Genomic DNA, 18,779 nt, shown 5'->3' with positions numbered 1-18,779 from the left:
CAAGGTAATCCGTTAGTCGCTTAACGTAAACGACACCAACAGTGGATTATGATCGGAAGCGTCGCTCTGCGGCGCTTTCGCGTTTTTGAGGGTTAACCCGCGATAAAACACATGATCAAGCGGCAAGCCTGTAATGAACTGAGTTCGATTGTCTTGGCTGAACTTTGCTTCTTGTAGATTGGCTTTTTGGAGTGCTTTCTTCATTGCCATCACGCGCTCTTCACTCCAACTATTGAAATCCCCCGCAAACAAAATCGGGCCTTTGTGCTCTTTCAATACCCTTTCTAACGCAGACAATTGCGAAGTGTATTCCTCGGTACCAACGGTAAAGTTGATCGCGTGAATGTTCACCACCGCTAAGGTTTCACCATTGCTAAGCCTGTATTTGCTATACAGTGCCGATTTCGGCAAGCGCAACCACGGTTCTTTCGATGTGTACGCACAAGCGAGAATGGGCTCTTTTTGCGCAATGCTGATCACACCAGCACCACTTCCTAATGCTTTAAACGCACTGACTTGATTACTGACCCAATGCCCTTCCACCAGCCAGCTTTTGAAGTCGTCCGTTAAGCTTGCTTCTTGTAACAAGAGCAACTGTTTATTAACGGAGAATGTATCCAACGCTTGCTTCCAGTTGTCTCGGTTTTGTTTGTAAATGTTCCACACTAAGACATTTAGCTCGCCATCCTTATCTAGCACTTGCGGCTTATCAAACTCCATGCAGCGGATATCTTGCTTAATGTTCGCCCCTGTTTGAGTAATAATTTGTGGTTGCTCTGGCACGGTAAAAATCACCTGAAAGCTCACCACCGCAGTAATAATAAGAAAAACTAACGCAAAAGCTAAACGCGGATACATAGGCTTACCTAAATACAAAAATGGCACGCATAAAATGCGCATAATAAAAAAGGAGCCCCAGTCGGCTCCCTCTTAGCTTACTCAAATTTTCACCATATGCTGTAGTGAAATCTTATATCTATCTGGATAACAGATTAGATCGCATCTTCGTCTTCTTCACCAGTACGGATACGCACTACGCGTTCGACGTCTGTTACGAAGATCTTACCGTCACCAATCTTACCGGTTTGCGCCGTTTCGATGATGGTTTCTACACACTTGTCTGCAACGTCTTCCGTCACTACGATTTCTAGCTTCACTTTAGGAAGGAAATCCACCATGTACTCTGCACCGCGGTACAATTCTGTGTGACCTTTCTGACGACCAAAGCCTTTCACTTCAGAGACGGTCATCCCTGTAATGCCTACTTCAGCCAATGCTTCTCGAACATCATCCAATTTGAATGGCTTGATAATCGCTTCAATCTTTTTCATGTTCATCCCTTAAGCTTCAATCGTTTGCGCATATTATCGGTTAGCGCCTCACAACATTCAATCCTTGTTGTGACCAAGCACCTGAAAATCCTGACACTGGTGGGATTTATTTGCCGATGAATGTAACAAAGTCGCGCAATCAGCAATCCCAAATGCCCAAAACGAAAAGCCAGAGCACTGGCTCTGGCTTGGTCTAAATCTTTGTCTGGGTTACAGCTACAAACCGCGCTTACTTCAAGCTCGCATAGTATGCCGCCAAGTTAGCAATGTCTTCATCAGACAGCAAACTTGCTTGTGCTTGCATCACCGCGGCTAAACCACCAGTGCGCTGGCCTGCTTTGTATGCCTTAATTGAGCTAGCAATGTACTGCTCATTTTGACCTTTTAAGTTTGGGTAGCCAGGAATCACAGCAATTCCATCTGGTCCATGACAAGCAGCACAAACGCCAGCTTTTGCTTGGCCAGCAGCCACATCGCCTGCCGCCATTGCCTGCCCACTTAACATGGCTAGCGCGATTCCTGCGCCCATAATTATTTTCTTCATTGCTTCACCTAATCGATTATTATTTAAAGATATTTTTGTTTTATAACCGATATTGTTGCATGAATTACAACATCTTGCGCCAGATCAGTTCACAGTCTTGACCACTAAAGGCTTGATCAACGAACAGGCCAGCGACGGCAACCACTTTATCTTCATACATTAGAATTGGAATTTGACGACGTCGCCAGCTCGGCACATTGTATTCCTGAAAGAGTTTTTTCAGCTTACGACTGTGGTGACGAGTCGTCGGGTGTGCAGACAAGCCTTCAGGGTTAAATGTAATTCTAAGTCGCTCTGGGTGCGCAGGTAGGGTAATACTTAGCTCACATGACTTGGTACTCAACTCAAGCTCCCCTAACGGCTCAGGAAGCTTTAGAGGCGTATTCAAAGGGCACTCGGCTTGCCACGAGGTCACATCTGAAGTTTCAGTGACCCAGTAGAGTCGATGTTGAAAGCGGCGCACTTCACCTCGCTTGATCTTCAATTTTGGGTTGGCGTGCTGTTGAGCCCGCGCCACTTCATCCCAAATCAGGTTCAACTGCACTTGAGACGGCATATTGGCATTGAGTTTTGCCAGCCACATACGAATCAAACGTGCGCGCGCCAACTCACTGTGTGCCGTTAAAACGTCAATACTCAAACTCAAATCCGGCTGCATTGCCTGATTGAATGCCGCTTCGAGCAACTCATCTAGCAAGGTCTCTTGCTGGGCACACAAAGTCGCACTGCGTTGCACCGCTTGGTGGATGCTCGGCCAACGTTCAGATAGCTCAGGCACAATGCGATGACGGAGGAAGTTACGATCGTAACGAATATCTTGGTTACTTTCGTCTTCTACCCAATCCAGTTTTTGCTCTCTGGCTGCCGCTTCGATTTGCTCTCGCTTAATGGTCAGTAATGGGCGTATTAATGTCCCACTAGCAAACGGCATACTTTCTGCCATCGACGACAACCCTTTCGGTCCACTGCCACGTTTTAGTGCCAATAAGAAGGTTTCGACCTGATCATCGGCATGTTGACCGGTCAGCAGTAAGTCACCGACTGCGATGTGCTTCGCCAGAGCTTGATAGCGCGCTTCACGAGCTAAAAGCTCAATGCTTTCACCACTGTTAATATCTAGGTTCACGCGTTCAACGGAACATGAGAACCCAGCTTGCTGTGCCCATTGCTTGCACTTTTGTGCCCAATCATCAGCATTCACACTCAAACCATGATGAACATACACAGCATGACAGTTTATTAGTTGGGAATCTGCAGAGCTACCGTCTGCTGAACGCGCTTGTTGGTAACGACTCAACAGCTCAAGCAACAGACGCGAATCCACCCCACCACTGAACGCCAAAACGATCTTAGTGTTTGGTTGATGATAGCGGTCGAGAACTTGAGCAAAATTTGAGTAAAGCGATTCCATAAGCAATCCGGTAGAAACAAAAAAAGGGCTGGACACATGCCCAACCCTTTCTATTTTATCTGTTATCTCAAGAGAGATCAGCTAGCGCTTAACAGTGACCGTAATTTAGCAGTAACCGTAGTTCATTAGACGCTGGTAACGGCGCTCAAGTAGCGTTTCGTGATCCAGCTGTTCTAGGTCTTCTAGCTGACGAAGCAGATTTGCTTTCATATTCGCCGCCATTTGAACGTGGTCACGATGTGCACCACCTAATGGCTCTTCGATGATTTCGTCGATAAGCTCAAGCTCTTTTAGACGAGGAGCAGTTAGACCCATTGCGTCTGCTGCTTGAGGTGCTTTGTCTGAATCACGCCATAGGATTGAAGCACAACCTTCTGGAGAGATTACTGAGTACGTTGAGTACTGAAGCATGTTCACGTAGTCGCCTACACCAATAGCAAGTGCACCGCCTGAACCACCTTCGCCCACCACGTTACAGATTACTGGTACTTTAAGACCAGACATCACTTTTAGGTTTTTTGCGATTGCTTCAGATTGACCGCGCTCTTCCGCGCCAACACCTGGGTATGCGCCAGCTGTGTCGATGAAAGTGATGATAGGCATGTTGAAACGCTCAGCCATTTCCATCAGACGCAGTGCTTTACGGTAACCTTCTGGTTTAGGCATACCAAAGTTACGCTTCACTTTCTCTTTGGTTTCACGACCTTTTTGGTGACCAATGATCATCACTGGACGGCCTTCAAGACGTGCGATACCACCAACAATAGCTTGGTCGTCTGCGAACGCACGGTCACCCGCCAATTCGTCAAACTCTTCAAACGCGTGCTGGATGTAATCCAATGTGTATGGACGTAAAGGGTGACGAGCCAGTTGAGCTGTTTCCCATGCGCCTAGGTTGCTGAAGGTTTTCTTCTTAAGTTCTAGGCTCTTTTTCTCAAGCTGTTCGATTTCTTTATCAAGGTCAACTGCAGAATCACCACCGTGACGAGATACGTCACGTAGCGCTTCAATTTTCGCTTCTAGTTCTGCAATCGGCTTTTCAAATTCAAGAAAGTTTAGGCTCATCTATGAATCCTTTTTGACTCAGCGTCTAACATATTGCGCTGAATTTTTAGTTAAATTCGAGTTCTACTTGGCCTTTGCCAAGTAACTGTTTTAAATCGTCTAGCAATGTATCACTTGGCGTTACTCGCCATTCGGTGCCCAATGTTAACCGCGCTCTGGCGTCGGCACGCTGGTAGTATACATTGACAGGTACGGTTCCGGCTTTGTACGGTTCTAAAATACGCGTAAATTGCTCAAAGAATTTATCGTTAATTTGGCTCGCATCGATGGATACTGACAAACCACGTGCATATTTTTCACGTGCACTACCAAGATCCATGACCTCACGCGCCGACATTTTAAGGCCACCATTGAAGTCATCAAAGCTGACCTGTCCAGAAACGACCAAAATTTTGTCTTTTTCGAGAAGTTCTGCATATCTATCGAGCGCATCCGAGAACAACATCACTTCCATTCGACCACTTCTGTCATCCAAAGTCATCAAACCGATGCGTGTTCCGCGCTTCGTTGTCATCACACGAGCTGCAATAACCAAGCCCGCAACGGTCACAGATTGATCACGTCGAGTTGGTGTCGCATCTTTTAGTCGACAACTAACGTACTTATTTAGTTCCTTTATGTATGCGTTTACTGGGTGGCCTGTCAAATACAAACCTAGCGTCTCACGCTCACCCTCTAACCATACTTTCTCTGGCCACGCCGGAACTTGGGTGTATTTGTGTTCCACTTCTTCCGGAGCATCGGTCAATACGCCGAACATATCAGTCTGACCAAATGCTTCAGCTTGGTGATGTTGGCTGGCCGCTTTGACCGCGTCATTCAACGATGCCATCAACGCCGCACGATGTGGACCAAGTCGGTCAAGTGCGCCCGCGTAAATCAGTTTTTCGATAACGCGTTTGTTGACCTTTTTCAGATCGATGCGCGCACAGAAGTCAAACAGATCAATGAAGTGACCGCCTTTATTCCGCGCTTCTAAAATCGCATCAATTGGGCCTTCACCCACACCTTTAATTGCGCCAATACCGTAAACAATCGCGCCGTTTTCATCCACGTTAAAGCGGTATAAACCGGAGTTAATGTCTGGCGGTAAGACGGTCAGTTTCATGCGGAAACATTCGTCTACAAGGCCAACGACTTTTTCCGTGTTGTCCATATCGGCGGTCATTACCGCTGCCATGAACTCTGCTGGGAAGTGCGTCTTTAGCCATAGCGTTTGGTAAGAAACCAACGCATAAGCTGCCGAGTGCGATTTGTTAAAACCGTAACCTGCAAACTTTTCTACCAAGTCGAAGATTTTCATCGCCAACTCGCCATCGACGCCGTTAGCAATCGCGCCTTCTTCAAAGGTGGCACGCTGCTTCGCCATCTCTTCTGGCTTTTTCTTACCCATCGCACGACGAAGCATGTCCGCACCACCAAGGGTGTAGCCAGACAGTACCTGTGCAATCTGCATTACCTGTTCTTGATACAGGATGATGCCGTAAGTGGGATCCAGAATCTCTTTAAGTGATTCGTGTTGCCACTTTTCATCTGGATAAGAGATCGCTTCTCGGCCGTGTTTACGGTCGATAAAGTTATCTACCATGCCCGACTGTAGCGGACCGGGACGGAAGAGGGCTACCAGTGCGATGATGTCTTCGAAACAATCCGGCTGAAGACGTTTGATCAGTTCTTTCATACCACGCGATTCCAGCTGGAATACCGCAGTAGTTTCTGAGTTTTGTAATAGTCGGAAAGACGCCGGATCCACCAGCGGGATCGATTCAATTTGAACGGATTCTTTACCCTCACGTTCTAAACGTGGGTTAATCAGGCCCAGTGCCCAGTCGATGATGGTTAAGGTACGCAGACCCAAGAAGTCAAACTTAACTAAGCCAGCGGTTTCAACGTCGTTCTTATCGAACTGAGTAACGGGAAAGTGGCCTTCCGCATCAGCATAAATCGGCGCAAAGTCGGTGATCGTGGTAGGTGAAATTACAACACCACCCGCGTGCTTACCGGCATTTCGTGTACAACCCTCTAGGATACGACACTTATCGATCAGCTCTTTGACTTCTTCATCGGCGTCGTAAAGCTCTGGTAGCGCTGGCTCAGCTTTAAACGCTTTCTCTAGCGTCATACCTGGGTCAGGCGGAACCAGTTTCGAGATACGGTCAACGAAACCAAATGGGTGGCCCAATACACGGCCAACGTCGCGGATTACCGCTTTTGCCGCCATGGTACCAAACGTGATGATCTGCGATACCGCATCACGACCGTACATTTCTGCTACGTGGTCAATAACTTGGTCACGTTTGTCCATACAGAAGTCGACGTCGAAATCGGGCATAGAGACACGTTCTGGGTTCAAGAAACGTTCGAAAAGAAGGTCATATTCCAACGGGTCAAGGTCGGTGATCTTCAGTGCGTATGCCACCAAAGAACCAGCACCCGAACCACGACCTGGGCCTACTGGAATCGCATTGTCCTTCGACCACTGGATGAACTCCATTACGATCAAGAAGTAACCCGGGAATCCCATTTGGTTGATTACGTCGAGTTCGATTTGAAGGCGATCGTCGTATTCTGGTCGACGCTCTTTACGCTCGGCTTCGTCTGGGAATAGGAACTCAAGACGTTCTTCCAGGCCTTCACGAGATTTCATCACCAAGAATTCGGTTTCTTCCATCCCTTCGGTTGGGAAGGCTGGCAGGAAATATTCACCGAGACGAACCGTTACATTACAGCGTTTAGCGATTTCGACACTGTTTTCCAGCGCTTCAGGAATGTCGGCAAACAGCTCGCACATTTCCTCTTCCGTACGCAAATACTGCTCTGGACTGTAGTTCTTTGGACGTCGTGGATCCTCTAGGGTGTAACCATCGTGGATCGCAACGCGGATTTCATGAGCATCAAACAAGTCTTCGCTGATGAACACCACTTCGTTAGTTGCAACAACTGGCAGTTCTACCTCTTCTGCCAATTCAATCGCAAAGTGAAGGTAGGTTTCTTCATCTGGGCGACCGGTTCGAACCAATTCTAGATAGAAGCGGTCAGGGAAGTATTGGTTATAAAACTCGACGCAGCTGTCGACAACTTTACGGTTGCCTTTTAGCAATGCCTTACCGATTTCACCGTTCTTCGCACCAGAAAGAATGATAAGTCCTTCTGACAGTTCCGCTAACCATGCTTTATCGATAACAGGCTGATGTTGAACGTGACCACGTAAATACGCTTTGGAAATCAACAATGTTAGGTTTTTATAACCGGTGTTGTCCGCCGCCAATACGGTCAGTTGTGTCAGTTCCTCGCCAAACTCATCGGATTGCATTTTAAAGTCTGCACCAATGATTGGCTTAACACCACTACCGTGAGCTGTGCCGTAATATTTCACCAAACCACATAAGTTGGTGAAATCGGTCAGTGCCATTGCTGGCATGCCGAGTTCGGCGACTTTCTTAACGAGCGGTGGAACTTTGTTGATACCATCCACCATCGAGAAGTCACTATGGACACGAAGGTGAATGAACTTGGGATCTGACATTAACAGGTACCGTAAAACTAAATCTTGTTGGGAATTCTAACCTAAGGGCTGGCTTATAACACCAAGCAGCCGCTAATTATTCTTCAATACCAAGCGCTTTCTTCACTGGCTTGAAGCTCTTGCGATGTTCACTGATCACGCCGTGCTCTTCAATCGCTTCAAAGTGCGCTTTGGTTGGGTAACCTTTGTGCTTTGCAAAACCAAACTGTGGGTATTGCTTGTCCAATTCTTCCATTTCTTGGTCACGAACCACTTTTGCAATGATTGAAGCCGCGCTGATTTCCGCAACTCGCAAATCACCCTTCACCACCGCTTGGGAATCCATTGGCAACTGCGGACAGCGGTTGCCATCGATAAGTGCGAGGTCTGGCTGCACTTTCAAACCGGCAACTGCACGTTGCATGGCAACCATGGTGGCTTGCAATATGTTAAGCTCGTCAATTTCTTCAGGAGAACAGCGACCGACCGCCCAAGCTAAGGCTTTCTCTTTAATTTCGGGCAGAAGTGCGAGACGTTTTTTCTCGCTCAGCTTTTTCGAGTCGTTCAAACCCTCAATTGGGTTATTTGGATCTAAGATAACCGCAGCGGTAACAACGTCGCCGACAAGAGGCCCACGCCCTACTTCATCTACACCCGCAACCAATTGGTAACCTTGTGGGTATTCAAACGGTGGGAGCTCTACTTTCGCTTTGGTCGTTTTTGGTTTTACAGCCATGGTAAATCTCTATTTTTCAATCAGTTTTAGAACCGCATTTGCAGCCTGTTGGTCCGCGTCTTTGCGTATCCAGTGATGCATTTCCGTAAACTTATCCAACATCTGTTGGTTATCGCTCTCTAGTAAGCGAGACACTTCAGTGAATAAGTTTTCTGGAGTGCACTCTTCTTGCAGGTATTCTTTTACTAACTCGCTATCCGACAAAATGTTTGGTAATGACACGTATTTGGTTTTCAGCAGGCGCTTGGCTAAGAAGGCGGTAACCGCGTTAACACGGTACCCTACAACCATTGGTCGTTTTAACAACATACACTCAAGCGCGACCGTACCAGACGCCAACATCACGGCATCAGACGCCGTAATCACATTACGAGCGGTATCGTCTACCAGTTTGAAATCCAACTCTGGCGCATACTCTTTCCACGCTTGCTCGAATTGCTCGCGACGTTTCTGATTTACTAACGCAACAACAAAGCCAAGATCAGGGAACTTCTGATGCAGTTTTTTACAGGTTTCAATAAACGGTTGAGAGAGCATTTTCAACTCACTGCCACGACTCCCCGGAAGCACCGCTAACCATTGTTTATCATGTTTTAAACCTAGTAACTCACGTGCAGGAGCCTTGTCTGAATGCAGAGGAATGGCATCTGCCAATGTGTGACCAATGAATTCACAAGGCACATTGAATTTGTCGTAAAACGCTTTTTCGAAAGGTAAGAAAGCCAATACTAGGTTGGTTGCCGCTTCAATCTTGAAGATACGTTTTTGACGCCAAGCCCAAACAGAAGGGCTCACGTAGTGTACCGTTTTGATTCCTGCGTTTTTTAAATCTAACTCAACACGTAGGTTAAAGTCTGGTGCATCGATCCCTACAAAGACATCCGGCGGATTTGCAGTGAAATACTTAATCAGCTCTGCTTTCACTTTTAATAATCTTGGTAAGCGACCCAGAACTTCAACCAAGCCCATCACAGCCAACTCTTCCATTTCAAACAGTGACTCACAGCCTTGCGCGATCATTTTAGGGCCGCCAATACCGACAAATTCTGCATCTGGGTATTGTTCTTTAACTGCTTTGATGAAGCCTTCGCCAAGAGTATCGCCTGACAGTTCTCCGGCAATGATGCCAATACGTAGTGGTCTTTCCATCTTTCTTTCGCTTTTTCCTATGCGCTATGGATAGAGAGTAATATCCGAGGATCTTGCTATTTTACCCTATCCATAAAACACAAAAAGACCGCAGCCCAATTGGGCGCGATCTTTTCTCATTAACCGCACATTCGTAAATTAACGAATGATGCCACGTTCCGTTGTTTCCAGAATGTCTGAGAAACGTTTTACTGCTGGCCACTCTTGTGCCATTTCAGCAAGGATCGGTTTCACTTCTTCTAGCGTTTTACCTGAGCGGTAAAGCTCTTTGTACGCTTTTTGCAATGCACGGATTTCTGGTTTTTCAAAACCGTTACGCTTCAAACCAACCAAGTTCAAACCAAATGGTGTCGCATGGTTACCTTGTGCAAGTACGTAAGCTGGTACATCCTGAACAACTGCAGAACAGCCGCCAACGTAAGCGTAAGCACCTACCGTACAGAATGGGTGAATCGCAGAAAGTGCCATAACGCCAGCATGGTCATCAACCGTTACGTGACCGCCAAGAATCGCGTTGTTGCCAATGTGAGTATGGTTACCAACGATAACATCGTGAGCAATGTGCGCGTTAACACACAGCAAGTTATCATCACCAATCACAGTGGTTGCTTTGTCTTGGACAGTGCCACGATGAACCTGAACCGCTTCACGAATCACGTTGCGGTCACCGATAACCACTGTTGTATCTTCGCCACCGTACTTCTTATCTTGGTTTTCTTCACCAATGACAGCATGTGGGAAAATGCGGTTGTCTTTACCAATTGTGGTGTGACCTTTGATCACTACGTGAGACATCACTTCCGTACCTTCACCGATCTCTACCGTTGAGGTGATGTAAGTGAATGGACCAACAGTCACGTTAGCGCCAATTTTCGCGCCTTCTTCTACCACCGCAGCTGGGTGGATTTTAGCGGTTTCATGAATCATATTAAAACTCTCGACGAGCACACTTCAGCTCTGCTGAACATACTACTTCGCCGTCAACCTTCGCTACACCTTTGAATGCAGCAATGCCGCGACGCTCTTTCAAAAATTCTACTTCAATAATCATTTGGTCGCCTGGTACTACTGGTTTACGGAATTTTGCACCGTCAACACTTGCGAAGTAGTACAGCTCATTTTCAGTTGGCGCACCAAATGATTTAAATGCAAGTAAGCCTGTCGCCTGCGCCATCGCTTCCAGAATAAGAACACCTGGGAAGACTGGCAATTGTGGAAAGTGACCTGTGAACTGAGGTTCGTTAACCGACACGTTTTTAATCGCGTGAAGGTACTTCTCTTCTTGGAAGTCAATCACTCGGTCGATCAATAAGAATGGGTAGCGATGAGGTAGTAGCTCTTGAATTTCAGAGATGTTCATCGTTTTCTTTTCAGTAGTCAAAGTCGTCTTCCTATATCAATACTCAACAACCAAGATGGCAAGGCAGCGGCAAAAGCCACTTAATCAGGAAATGCCTGCAAAGTGTATACCAGCTTGGTGATAAATCTACTTATAGCGCGTCATTATAGAAGAAAAAGACCCGCATTTCGCGAGTCTTTGTTCAGAATTATGGAACTAAGATTCTTCTTTCGGTTCCAGCTGCTTCTCAACAGCTTTCAGGCGTTTGTTCATATCGTCAATGCGATGAACTCGAGTTGCCGTCTTACGCCACTCTCGGTTCGTTTGCAGTGGAATACCTGACGAATACAAGCCTTTCTCTTCGATACTGCGCATAACCATGCCCATACCGGTGATAGCTACGCCATCTGCAATCGTAATATGTCCGTTAAGAACCGACGCGCCGCCGATCTGGCAGTATTTACCAATTTTGGTACTGCCAGCGACAATAGTACCACCTGGCATCACGGTACCATATCCGATCTGCACGTTATGAGCGATTTGAAGCTGGTTATCAAGAATCACGTTGTCTTCAATGATGGTGTCTTCAAGCGCACCACGGTCAATCGTGGTACATGCACCAATCTCAACACGATTACCGATGCGCACTGAACCAAGCTGAGGAATTTTGATCCACTCGCCTTTATCGTTCGCGTAACCGAAACCGTCTGAGCCGATGACTGTGCCAGATTGAACCAGACAGTCATCGCCAAGTGACACTTCATGATAGATAGTAACATTAGCCCAAAGCTTGGTGTTGTTGCCTAACTTTGCGTTTTTACCGATAAAACAGCCCGCACCAACAATAACGTTGTCGCCAAGCTCTACACCCGTTTCAATCACTGCATTTGCACCGACTGCTACGTTTGCACCCATCTTCACGTCTGCTGCAATCACGGCACTAGGTGCAATGTCTTCAGCAGGCTTCGGTGTGGTATCCATAGCTTGAACCACACGAGCAAAAGCTACATAAGGATCAGTGACAACAAGCGCATTGCCTGTACACTGCTCTTTGTGCTCTTCCTTCACCATCACGACTGTTGCGAGACATTCAGCAAGGTGCTTTGCGTATTTTGGGTTAGACAAAAAGGTAACGTCACCTTCTTGTGCTTTATCCATTGGAGCTACACGGCTTACGACGAGTGACTCGTCACCAAATAGCTCTCCCCCGGTAATTGTCGCCAACTCGGCTAATGTTAATGTCTTCATAACTTCTTATTTTAGAGCTTTAATTACGTCTTCAGAGATGTTGTATTCTGGCTTACCGTACTGAAGAGAAGAAATATCGATTACCATATCGTAACCTTTCTTCGTTGCTACTTTCTTCACAGCATCTTGAATCGTTTTGAATAGCTTCGCTTTTTCTTCAGCTTCACGACGTGCGCTTGCTTTCTCTAGAGCTTGAGCTTTTACTTTGTACTCGCTGTCTAGTTTAGCGATGTCGATACGTAGCTTTTCAACTTCGTCTTGGCCTAGAAGTTGGCCATCACGCTGTAGCTTTTCAATCTTAGTCTTCGCTTTTGCTTGGATAGACTTCAGCTCGTCTGCCTTGCTCTTGAAGTCTTTCTGCATTTTTTGTAGAACCACTTCGCGCTGAGGAAGAGATTGGAAAACCTGAGCCGTGTTTACGTAAGCAATTTTCTGAGCAGCTTCAGCCGCGTTTGCAAACATTGAAGAGCTAAGTACAAGAAGGCCAATCCCAGCCGCTTTGATCATTTTATTCAAAATATTTTCCTCTTTAGAAGGTTCTACCGATAGTGAACGTGAAGAACTCTTCATCGTCGCCATCATATTTCTTAATTGGTTTCGCTAGTGAGAAGACTAGTGGCCCCATAGGAGACATCCATTGCAACGCCGCACCGTAAGATGAACGGTAGTTGGTTGGATCTGAGTAATCGTAGTAGTAACGGTCGCCGTATTCAGCACCTGAGCTACGGTAATCAAATTCGGTATCCCAAATACTCGCCATATCGAAGAAGATACTGGTACGAATCTGGTTACGAACTTCATCCGAAGCAAATGGTGTTGGTACGATCAACTCGATACTCGCCAGCGCTACCGCGTTACCACCAACAGAATCATCTGTTGCGGTGTCCGCACCGTTATTTGAGCCTGAGTAATCACGGTAAACCGCTTTTGGACCTACAGAGTTAGAGCCGAAACCACGTAGTGTTGTAAAACCACCTGCGTAGTAGTTTTCGTAGAATGGGAACAAGTTATCGTTACCATCCGTTTGACCATAACCGTTACCATAACCTAGACGACCACGGAACAAGAGCGTGAATTCATGCTTCTTAGTCAGTGGCACGTATTGACGAACATCATACTGCATCTTGAAGTATTGAACGTCAGAGCCAGGTACGGTCATCTTATAGAATGCACGTTGGTGGTTACCCGCTGTTGGGAAGTAGCCACGGTTTAGGTTGTTACGTGTCCATGAGATGTTGAAGTCAAAATCGTTTGTATTCAATGCGCCGCTAGAGTCGATATTGTCTGCTTGCGCTTGTAGGAACTGTTCTACCTGTAAGTAAGGCGACAAGTTACCGATCTTGTTGTGGGTATAACCAACACCAAACTCAAAACGGTTCAATTCGTCGAATGGGAAACCCCATGTCAAACTTGCACCGTAACTTTGGTTGGTATAGTCAACGATACCCGCTTCAGATGCTTCAAACTCGTCATAGAAGATCTTACCACCCAAACTTACACCATCTAGGTTCCAGTAAGGGTCGCGGTAGTCCAAACTCACGTTTTTCTGGTAGTCGTTCATCATCGCGTTAATACCAACGCGGTTACCACTACCGATAAAGTTGTCTTGTTGTAGACCAACTTGGAAGCTGACGCCTGATTCAGTACCGTAGCCGACACCAAAGTTAACGCTGCCTGAGTTTGCCTCTTTAACTGAGTAAACTAGGTCTACTTGGTCATCGCTGCCAGGTACACGTACAGTTTGTACTTCTACGTTTTCGAAGTAACCCAGACGGTTTAGACGCGTTTTACCCGTTTCAATCGATTTCGAGTTTAACCAGCTGCCTTCCATCTGACGCATCTCACGACGCAGTACTTCGTCTTTCGTAGAGTTGTTACCCGTGAAACGAATATCGCGTACGTAGATGCGGTTGCCTGGTTCTACGTTCACAACAAGTGATACTTGTTTGTTTTCGTCGTCGAACTCAGGAATGGTGTTAACTTGCGGGTAAGCGTAACCAGATTCACCAAGCACACGTTTGATACCTTCTTCCATCGAAGTCACACGAGAACCGTTGTACGTCTCGTTGTCTTCAAATGGAACCAGCTTTTCGAACGTTGCTTCTTCACCGATCAAATCACCACGGAATTTCACGTCCTTCACGGTGTACACGTCGCCTTCTTCAAGACCAAGCGTAATGTATACGCCTTTTTTGTCAGGAGAAATCGCCACTTGTGTCGAATCAACGTTAAATTTCAGATAACCGCGGTCAAGGTAATAAGACTTCAGCGCTTCGATATCACCAGCAAGTACTTGCTTTTGGTATTTTTCGTCCGCTAGGAAGTTCCACCATGGCACGTCTACGTTTAGGTTGAAACGAGAAAGAAGGTCTTCATCAGAAAAGACTTCATTGCCGATAAAGTTGATTTGCTGAATTTTTGCCGATACACCTTCGGTGAAGACAAATTTCAGATCGGAACGGTTACGAGGCAATGGAGTAACAACCGCTTTTACGGTCGCGTTGTATTTACCAACGCTGTAGTAAAAGTCTTCCAAACCTTTTTCGATGTTGCTTAGCGTAGTACGGTCAAGCGCTTCACCTTCGCGAACACCAGAAGCGTTCAGGTTTTCTTGTAGCTGCTCATCCTTGATTGCTTTGTTGCCTGAGAATGAGATGCTAGCAATCGTTGGGCGCTCTTTCACTTGAACAACCAACACATCACCGTTGCGCAGTACTTTTACATCTTCAAAGTTACCCGATGCGTACAGTGCACGAATGATCTCAGCAACATCGCCTTGGTCAACAGTATCGCCGACACGTACAGGCATCTTCAGCAACGCAGCACCCAGTGCCACACGTTGCAATCCATCGATCTCAATATCTTGAACTACAAAGTTCTGTGCTCCGTTTGCAGATACACTGGTCGCCAGTAAACTTGCAAACAGAATTCGCTTAATCGCCATACTTGTTCTAATTATTCCTTGCTACTGCTTTTGTCTCTGAACTATCACAGACGAGTAAAATCATTAAATAGCGCTAACGCCATGAGCGAGAAGATAATCGCACCACCAATTCGATAACCCATTTCCTGTACCTTTTCAGGTACTGGGCGTCGGATAACGGCTTCGATTGCAAAAAATAGCAAATGACCACCATCCAACATTGGTAAAGGAACGAGGTTGATAATACCTAGGTTAACACTAATTAGTGCGAGAAAACCTAAAAAGTAAACCAGACCGTAGTCTGCCGTCGCCCCTGCTCCTTTGGCGATTGAAATTGGCCCACTCAGATTGTTCAGACCAACATCACCTACAATCAGTTTCTTAAGCATGCTGATTGTAAGTCCAATAACTTGACCAGTTTTGTCAATCGCTTTGCCAATAGACTCGAATACACCAAACTGTAATTCGAAGCGATAACTTTCTGGCCATTCTGCGACTTCAGGTGCGATACCCGCAAAACCAACCACTTGTTTGTTAGCTAGCTCACGGCGACCTGGAGTCAACGTCAATGATTGCTCATCACCCTGACGTAACACCGTCAGGTCAATTGGCGTTTCTGGGTTAGAACGAATAGCTTCAACCACTTCATTCCAGTTAGAAATCTTTTTGCCGTTAATCGCGACAATCTTGTCACCAGCCAGTAAACCCGCCTTTTCACCCGCAGCGCCTTCACTTACTTGCGCTAACTCCGTATATATCTCTGGAGTGAACGGCGTAAAGCCAAGTGAATGCATTGCTGATTGAGTTTCGGGATCAAATTTCCAATCACGGATATCAAGAGTTTTGGTCACTTCAAAGCCCACTTCATTCGATGAAGTTAAGGTCACTGTCATTGAATCATCGCCAATATGAGAGATTAAACCCATGTTGACTGATTCCCAATCCGGAGTTTTGATACCTGAGATAGATTTTAGTTCCATCCCTGTTTCAATTCCTGCCTGAGCAACGATTGAATTGGGCGTAACTTCACCAATTACAGGTTTAACCGCTGGCACACCAATCAGGAAAACTAACCAATACGCAACGATCGCGAACAGGAAGTTGAAAATAGGACCCGCCGCAACAATTGATGTGCGCTTCCACAATGGCTTTTGATCAAACGCCATGTGCTTTTCGTTTTCAGGTACTTCATCAACACGGCTATCCACCATTTTGACGTAGCCACCCAATGGGATCATTGAAATGCTGTACTCAGTGCCATCTTTGCCTACCTTGCTCCAGATAGACTTACCAAAACCGATTGAGAATTTCTCAACCTTGACACCACAACGGCGAGCAACCCAAAAGTGACCAAACTCGTGCACAGCCACCAAGATGCCCAATGCAACGATAAAAGAAACCAAATTCCACAAAATACCAGTCATTAGCTACGCTCGCGTAAAAATTCTAAGGCGATAGTTCGTGCCATTCTATCTAGCTCTATCAAGCTTTCCAAGCTATTCACATTCTCACTTTTATGGCTTGCAGTTATTTTGTTCAAAACTGACTCATTGATGCGAGCGATATCTGTGAAACCAAGTCGATTATTTAGGAAAGCATCAACGGCAATTTCGTTCGCTGCATTCAGAGCCGTTGTGGCATGTTGGCCTTCGTAGCACGCATCGATAGCCAGCTTCAAACACGGATAGCGTGCAAAATCTGGCTGAAGGAATGTCAATTCACCTACTTGAGTAAAATCTAACGGTTTCACTCCCGCATCCACACGGGATGGATATGACATGGTTAATGCAATCGGGGTTGCCATATCTGGCTCTCCCATTTGCGCCAGTACAGAACCATCGCGGTATTGAACCATGGAATGAATGACAGACTGAGGGTGAATGATCACTTTCAGTTGTTCACGAGCGGCGTTAAATAGCCATTTTGCTTCAATGTACTCAAGGCCTTTGTTCATCATGGTTGCAGAATCAACCGAGATTTTTGGCCCCATTGACCAGTTAGGATGAGCAATCGCTTGTGCTGGCGTCACTTTATCTAACTCTGCAATATCGGTATAGCGGAATGGACCACCAGAACCAGTCAGCAGGATCGAGGAAATGCCATACTCTTCTAAGTTGCAACGGCCTAGATTAGTTTGAACTTGTTGTGGTAGGCACTGGAAAATCGCATTGTGCTCACTGTCTACAGGAAGTAACTCTGCGCCATGTTCTTCAACTGCGTCAATGAACACTTGACCAGACATCACAAGTGCTTCTTTGTTTGCCAGTAGCACACGCTTGCCCGCTTTTACCGCTGCCATTGTTGGCAACAGACCTGCAGCACCCACTATTGCCGCCATTACGCTATCGACTTCTTCCAGTGCAGAAACATGACAAAGTGCATCAACACCACCTAATACTTCAGTCTTTGGCGAGATTGAAGCTAGCTCAGCGCTTAATGCCACTGCCGCAGCCTTATCCGCCATAACAGCGTATTTTGGTTGCCATTTGCGGCAAAGTGCGACCATCTTTTCAACGTTAGTGCTGGCCGCTAATGCGACGATAGAAAACAGCTCAGGATTTTGTTCAACCACTTTTAGTGTGCTTGCACCGATTGAGCCTGTTGCACCAAGAATCGTTAACTTTTGCATGATGTAAGACCGTTAGAAAAACTCAAGAGCGACGATGCCGCTCCCGATTAAATTAGAATACGTAGTAAAGAAGAGCAAATACTGGGAATGCAGCGGTAAGGCTATCGACACGATCTAGGATACCGCCGTGACCTGGAATGATCTTGCTGCTGTCTTTGATGCCTGACACACGTTTGAACATGCTTTCAACCAAATCACCAAGCACAGAAATCACGACAGTAACCAATGTGATGACCACCATGTGAATTGGACTAGTAAATTGGATATCAAACCAACCGGCGAACAACCAGCCAACAATTAATGCTGCGATAATGCCGCCAATCAAGCCTTCTATCGTCTTGTTTGGGCTCACATGAGGCGCCATTTTGCGCTTACCCATGCTTTTACCAGCAAAGTAAGCACCACTATCAGCAGCCCATACCAAGAAGCAAACATACAGCACAAGTTTTGCGCCGTGGTATGGATCTACTGCAAAATCAGAAGCCCTAAGAATGATCACACTCCATAAGAAAGGGATCAACGTAAGGAAACCAAATACATGGCGCAACACTTTACTACTTTGCCACAAATTAGTGGTTTTAGGGTAAGTAATTGCCATTCCACTTGCGATAATCCACCAAGCAAAACCGAGTGCTAAAACGGTGTAATGCGGAGCTGCCAGTTGGTTAAGGCTTGCTGCATCAGGCGAAATGAATAGAAAACTAAGTCCGGTAACAACGGCAGCCGGAACAAGGGCAGCAATGCGAGATTTGCTTTCTGTAAACTGAGTCCACTCCCAAAAACCTAATAGGGTTATCGCGGTCAATGCGATGATAAAGCCCATTAGTGGTAACTTAAAAATACCTAAAATAACCAGGGGAGCTAAAATTAGTGCTGTTATTATTCTCTGTTTCAAACTA

General features: G+C 46.2%; 16 protein-coding genes. All 16 read right to left on the bottom strand.

The window, feature by feature from the left end; translation table 11 throughout:
* Positions 1-12: 12 nt before the first annotated feature.
* The gene (locus VJL_RS15520) at positions 13-858 is read right to left on the bottom strand and encodes an endonuclease/exonuclease/phosphatase family protein (protein ID WP_038879166.1); all 846 of its coding nucleotides are present in this window, start codon (positions 856-858) and stop codon (positions 13-15) included.
* 134 nt (positions 859-992) lie between these two features.
* Positions 993-1,331, bottom strand: a complete 339-nt coding sequence (gene glnB / locus VJL_RS15515) for a nitrogen regulatory protein P-II (RefSeq protein WP_005436810.1) — start codon at positions 1,329-1,331, stop codon at positions 993-995.
* Positions 1,332-1,560: 229 nt separating this feature from the next.
* On the bottom strand, positions 1,561-1,875 hold the full coding sequence (locus VJL_RS15510; RefSeq protein WP_038879163.1) for a c-type cytochrome: 315 nt from the start codon (positions 1,873-1,875) through the stop codon (positions 1,561-1,563).
* A 64-nt stretch (positions 1,876-1,939) separates the two neighbouring features.
* Positions 1,940-3,286, bottom strand: coding sequence for a tRNA lysidine(34) synthetase TilS (gene tilS, locus VJL_RS15505; protein ID WP_038879160.1), 1,347 nt, complete (start codon positions 3,284-3,286; stop codon positions 1,940-1,942).
* Between the two features lie 105 nt (positions 3,287-3,391).
* Positions 3,392-4,351 carry an acetyl-CoA carboxylase carboxyl transferase subunit alpha gene (gene accA, locus VJL_RS15500; protein ID WP_038864720.1) on the bottom strand — a complete coding sequence of 320 codons (960 nt, stop codon included), beginning with the start codon at positions 4,349-4,351 and terminating at the stop codon, positions 3,392-3,394.
* Positions 4,352-4,397: 46 nt separating this feature from the next.
* Positions 4,398-7,877, bottom strand: a complete 3,480-nt coding sequence (dnaE, locus tag VJL_RS15495; protein WP_038864719.1) for a DNA polymerase III subunit alpha — start codon at positions 7,875-7,877, stop codon at positions 4,398-4,400.
* A gap of 76 nt (positions 7,878-7,953) precedes the next feature.
* Positions 7,954-8,592, bottom strand: a complete 639-nt coding sequence (gene rnhB / locus VJL_RS15490) for a ribonuclease HII (protein WP_038879157.1) — start codon at positions 8,590-8,592, stop codon at positions 7,954-7,956.
* A 9-nt stretch (positions 8,593-8,601) separates the two neighbouring features.
* Positions 8,602-9,741, bottom strand: a complete 1,140-nt coding sequence (gene lpxB, locus VJL_RS15485) for a lipid-A-disaccharide synthase (RefSeq protein WP_038864715.1) — start codon at positions 9,739-9,741, stop codon at positions 8,602-8,604.
* A 138-nt stretch (positions 9,742-9,879) separates the two neighbouring features.
* Positions 9,880-10,668 carry an acyl-ACP--UDP-N-acetylglucosamine O-acyltransferase gene (gene lpxA, locus VJL_RS15480; RefSeq protein WP_038864713.1) on the bottom strand — a complete coding sequence of 263 codons (789 nt, stop codon included), beginning with the start codon at positions 10,666-10,668 and terminating at the stop codon, positions 9,880-9,882.
* Position 10,669: 1 nt separating this feature from the next.
* Positions 10,670-11,122, bottom strand: a complete 453-nt coding sequence (gene fabZ, locus VJL_RS15475; protein ID WP_009707417.1) for a 3-hydroxyacyl-ACP dehydratase FabZ — start codon at positions 11,120-11,122, stop codon at positions 10,670-10,672.
* Positions 11,123-11,296: 174 nt separating this feature from the next.
* On the bottom strand, positions 11,297-12,328 hold the full coding sequence (gene lpxD / locus VJL_RS15470; RefSeq protein WP_038879155.1) for a UDP-3-O-(3-hydroxymyristoyl)glucosamine N-acyltransferase: 1,032 nt from the start codon (positions 12,326-12,328) through the stop codon (positions 11,297-11,299).
* Between the two features lie 6 nt (positions 12,329-12,334).
* Entirely contained in the window at positions 12,335-12,844 is a 510-nt protein-coding gene (locus VJL_RS15465) for an OmpH family outer membrane protein (protein WP_038864801.1), read from the bottom strand.
* 13 nt (positions 12,845-12,857) lie between these two features.
* On the bottom strand, positions 12,858-15,272 hold the full coding sequence (gene bamA, locus VJL_RS15460) for an outer membrane protein assembly factor BamA (RefSeq protein ID WP_038864709.1): 2,415 nt from the start codon (positions 15,270-15,272) through the stop codon (positions 12,858-12,860).
* A 44-nt stretch (positions 15,273-15,316) separates the two neighbouring features.
* Complete coding sequence (gene rseP / locus VJL_RS15455) at positions 15,317-16,675, bottom strand: sigma E protease regulator RseP (RefSeq protein WP_038879151.1); 1,359 nt, start codon at positions 16,673-16,675, stop codon at positions 15,317-15,319.
* Positions 16,675-17,880: a 1-deoxy-D-xylulose-5-phosphate reductoisomerase gene (gene ispC / locus VJL_RS15450; RefSeq protein ID WP_038879149.1), complete on the bottom strand. Its 1,206-nt coding sequence runs from the start codon at positions 17,878-17,880 to the stop codon at positions 16,675-16,677. Before ispC ends, rseP begins: the two co-directional genes overlap by 1 nt.
* A 52-nt stretch (positions 17,881-17,932) precedes the next feature.
* Positions 17,933-18,775, bottom strand: a complete 843-nt coding sequence (locus VJL_RS15445) for a phosphatidate cytidylyltransferase (protein ID WP_038879147.1) — start codon at positions 18,773-18,775, stop codon at positions 17,933-17,935.
* Between the last annotated feature and the right edge of the window lie 4 nt (positions 18,776-18,779).

Source organism: Vibrio jasicida CAIM 1864 = LMG 25398, assembly GCF_000400365.1.
GTDB classification, from domain to species: Bacteria; Pseudomonadota; Gammaproteobacteria; order Enterobacterales; family Vibrionaceae; genus Vibrio; species Vibrio jasicida.
This window is presented reverse-complemented; position numbering and strand designations above follow the sequence as displayed.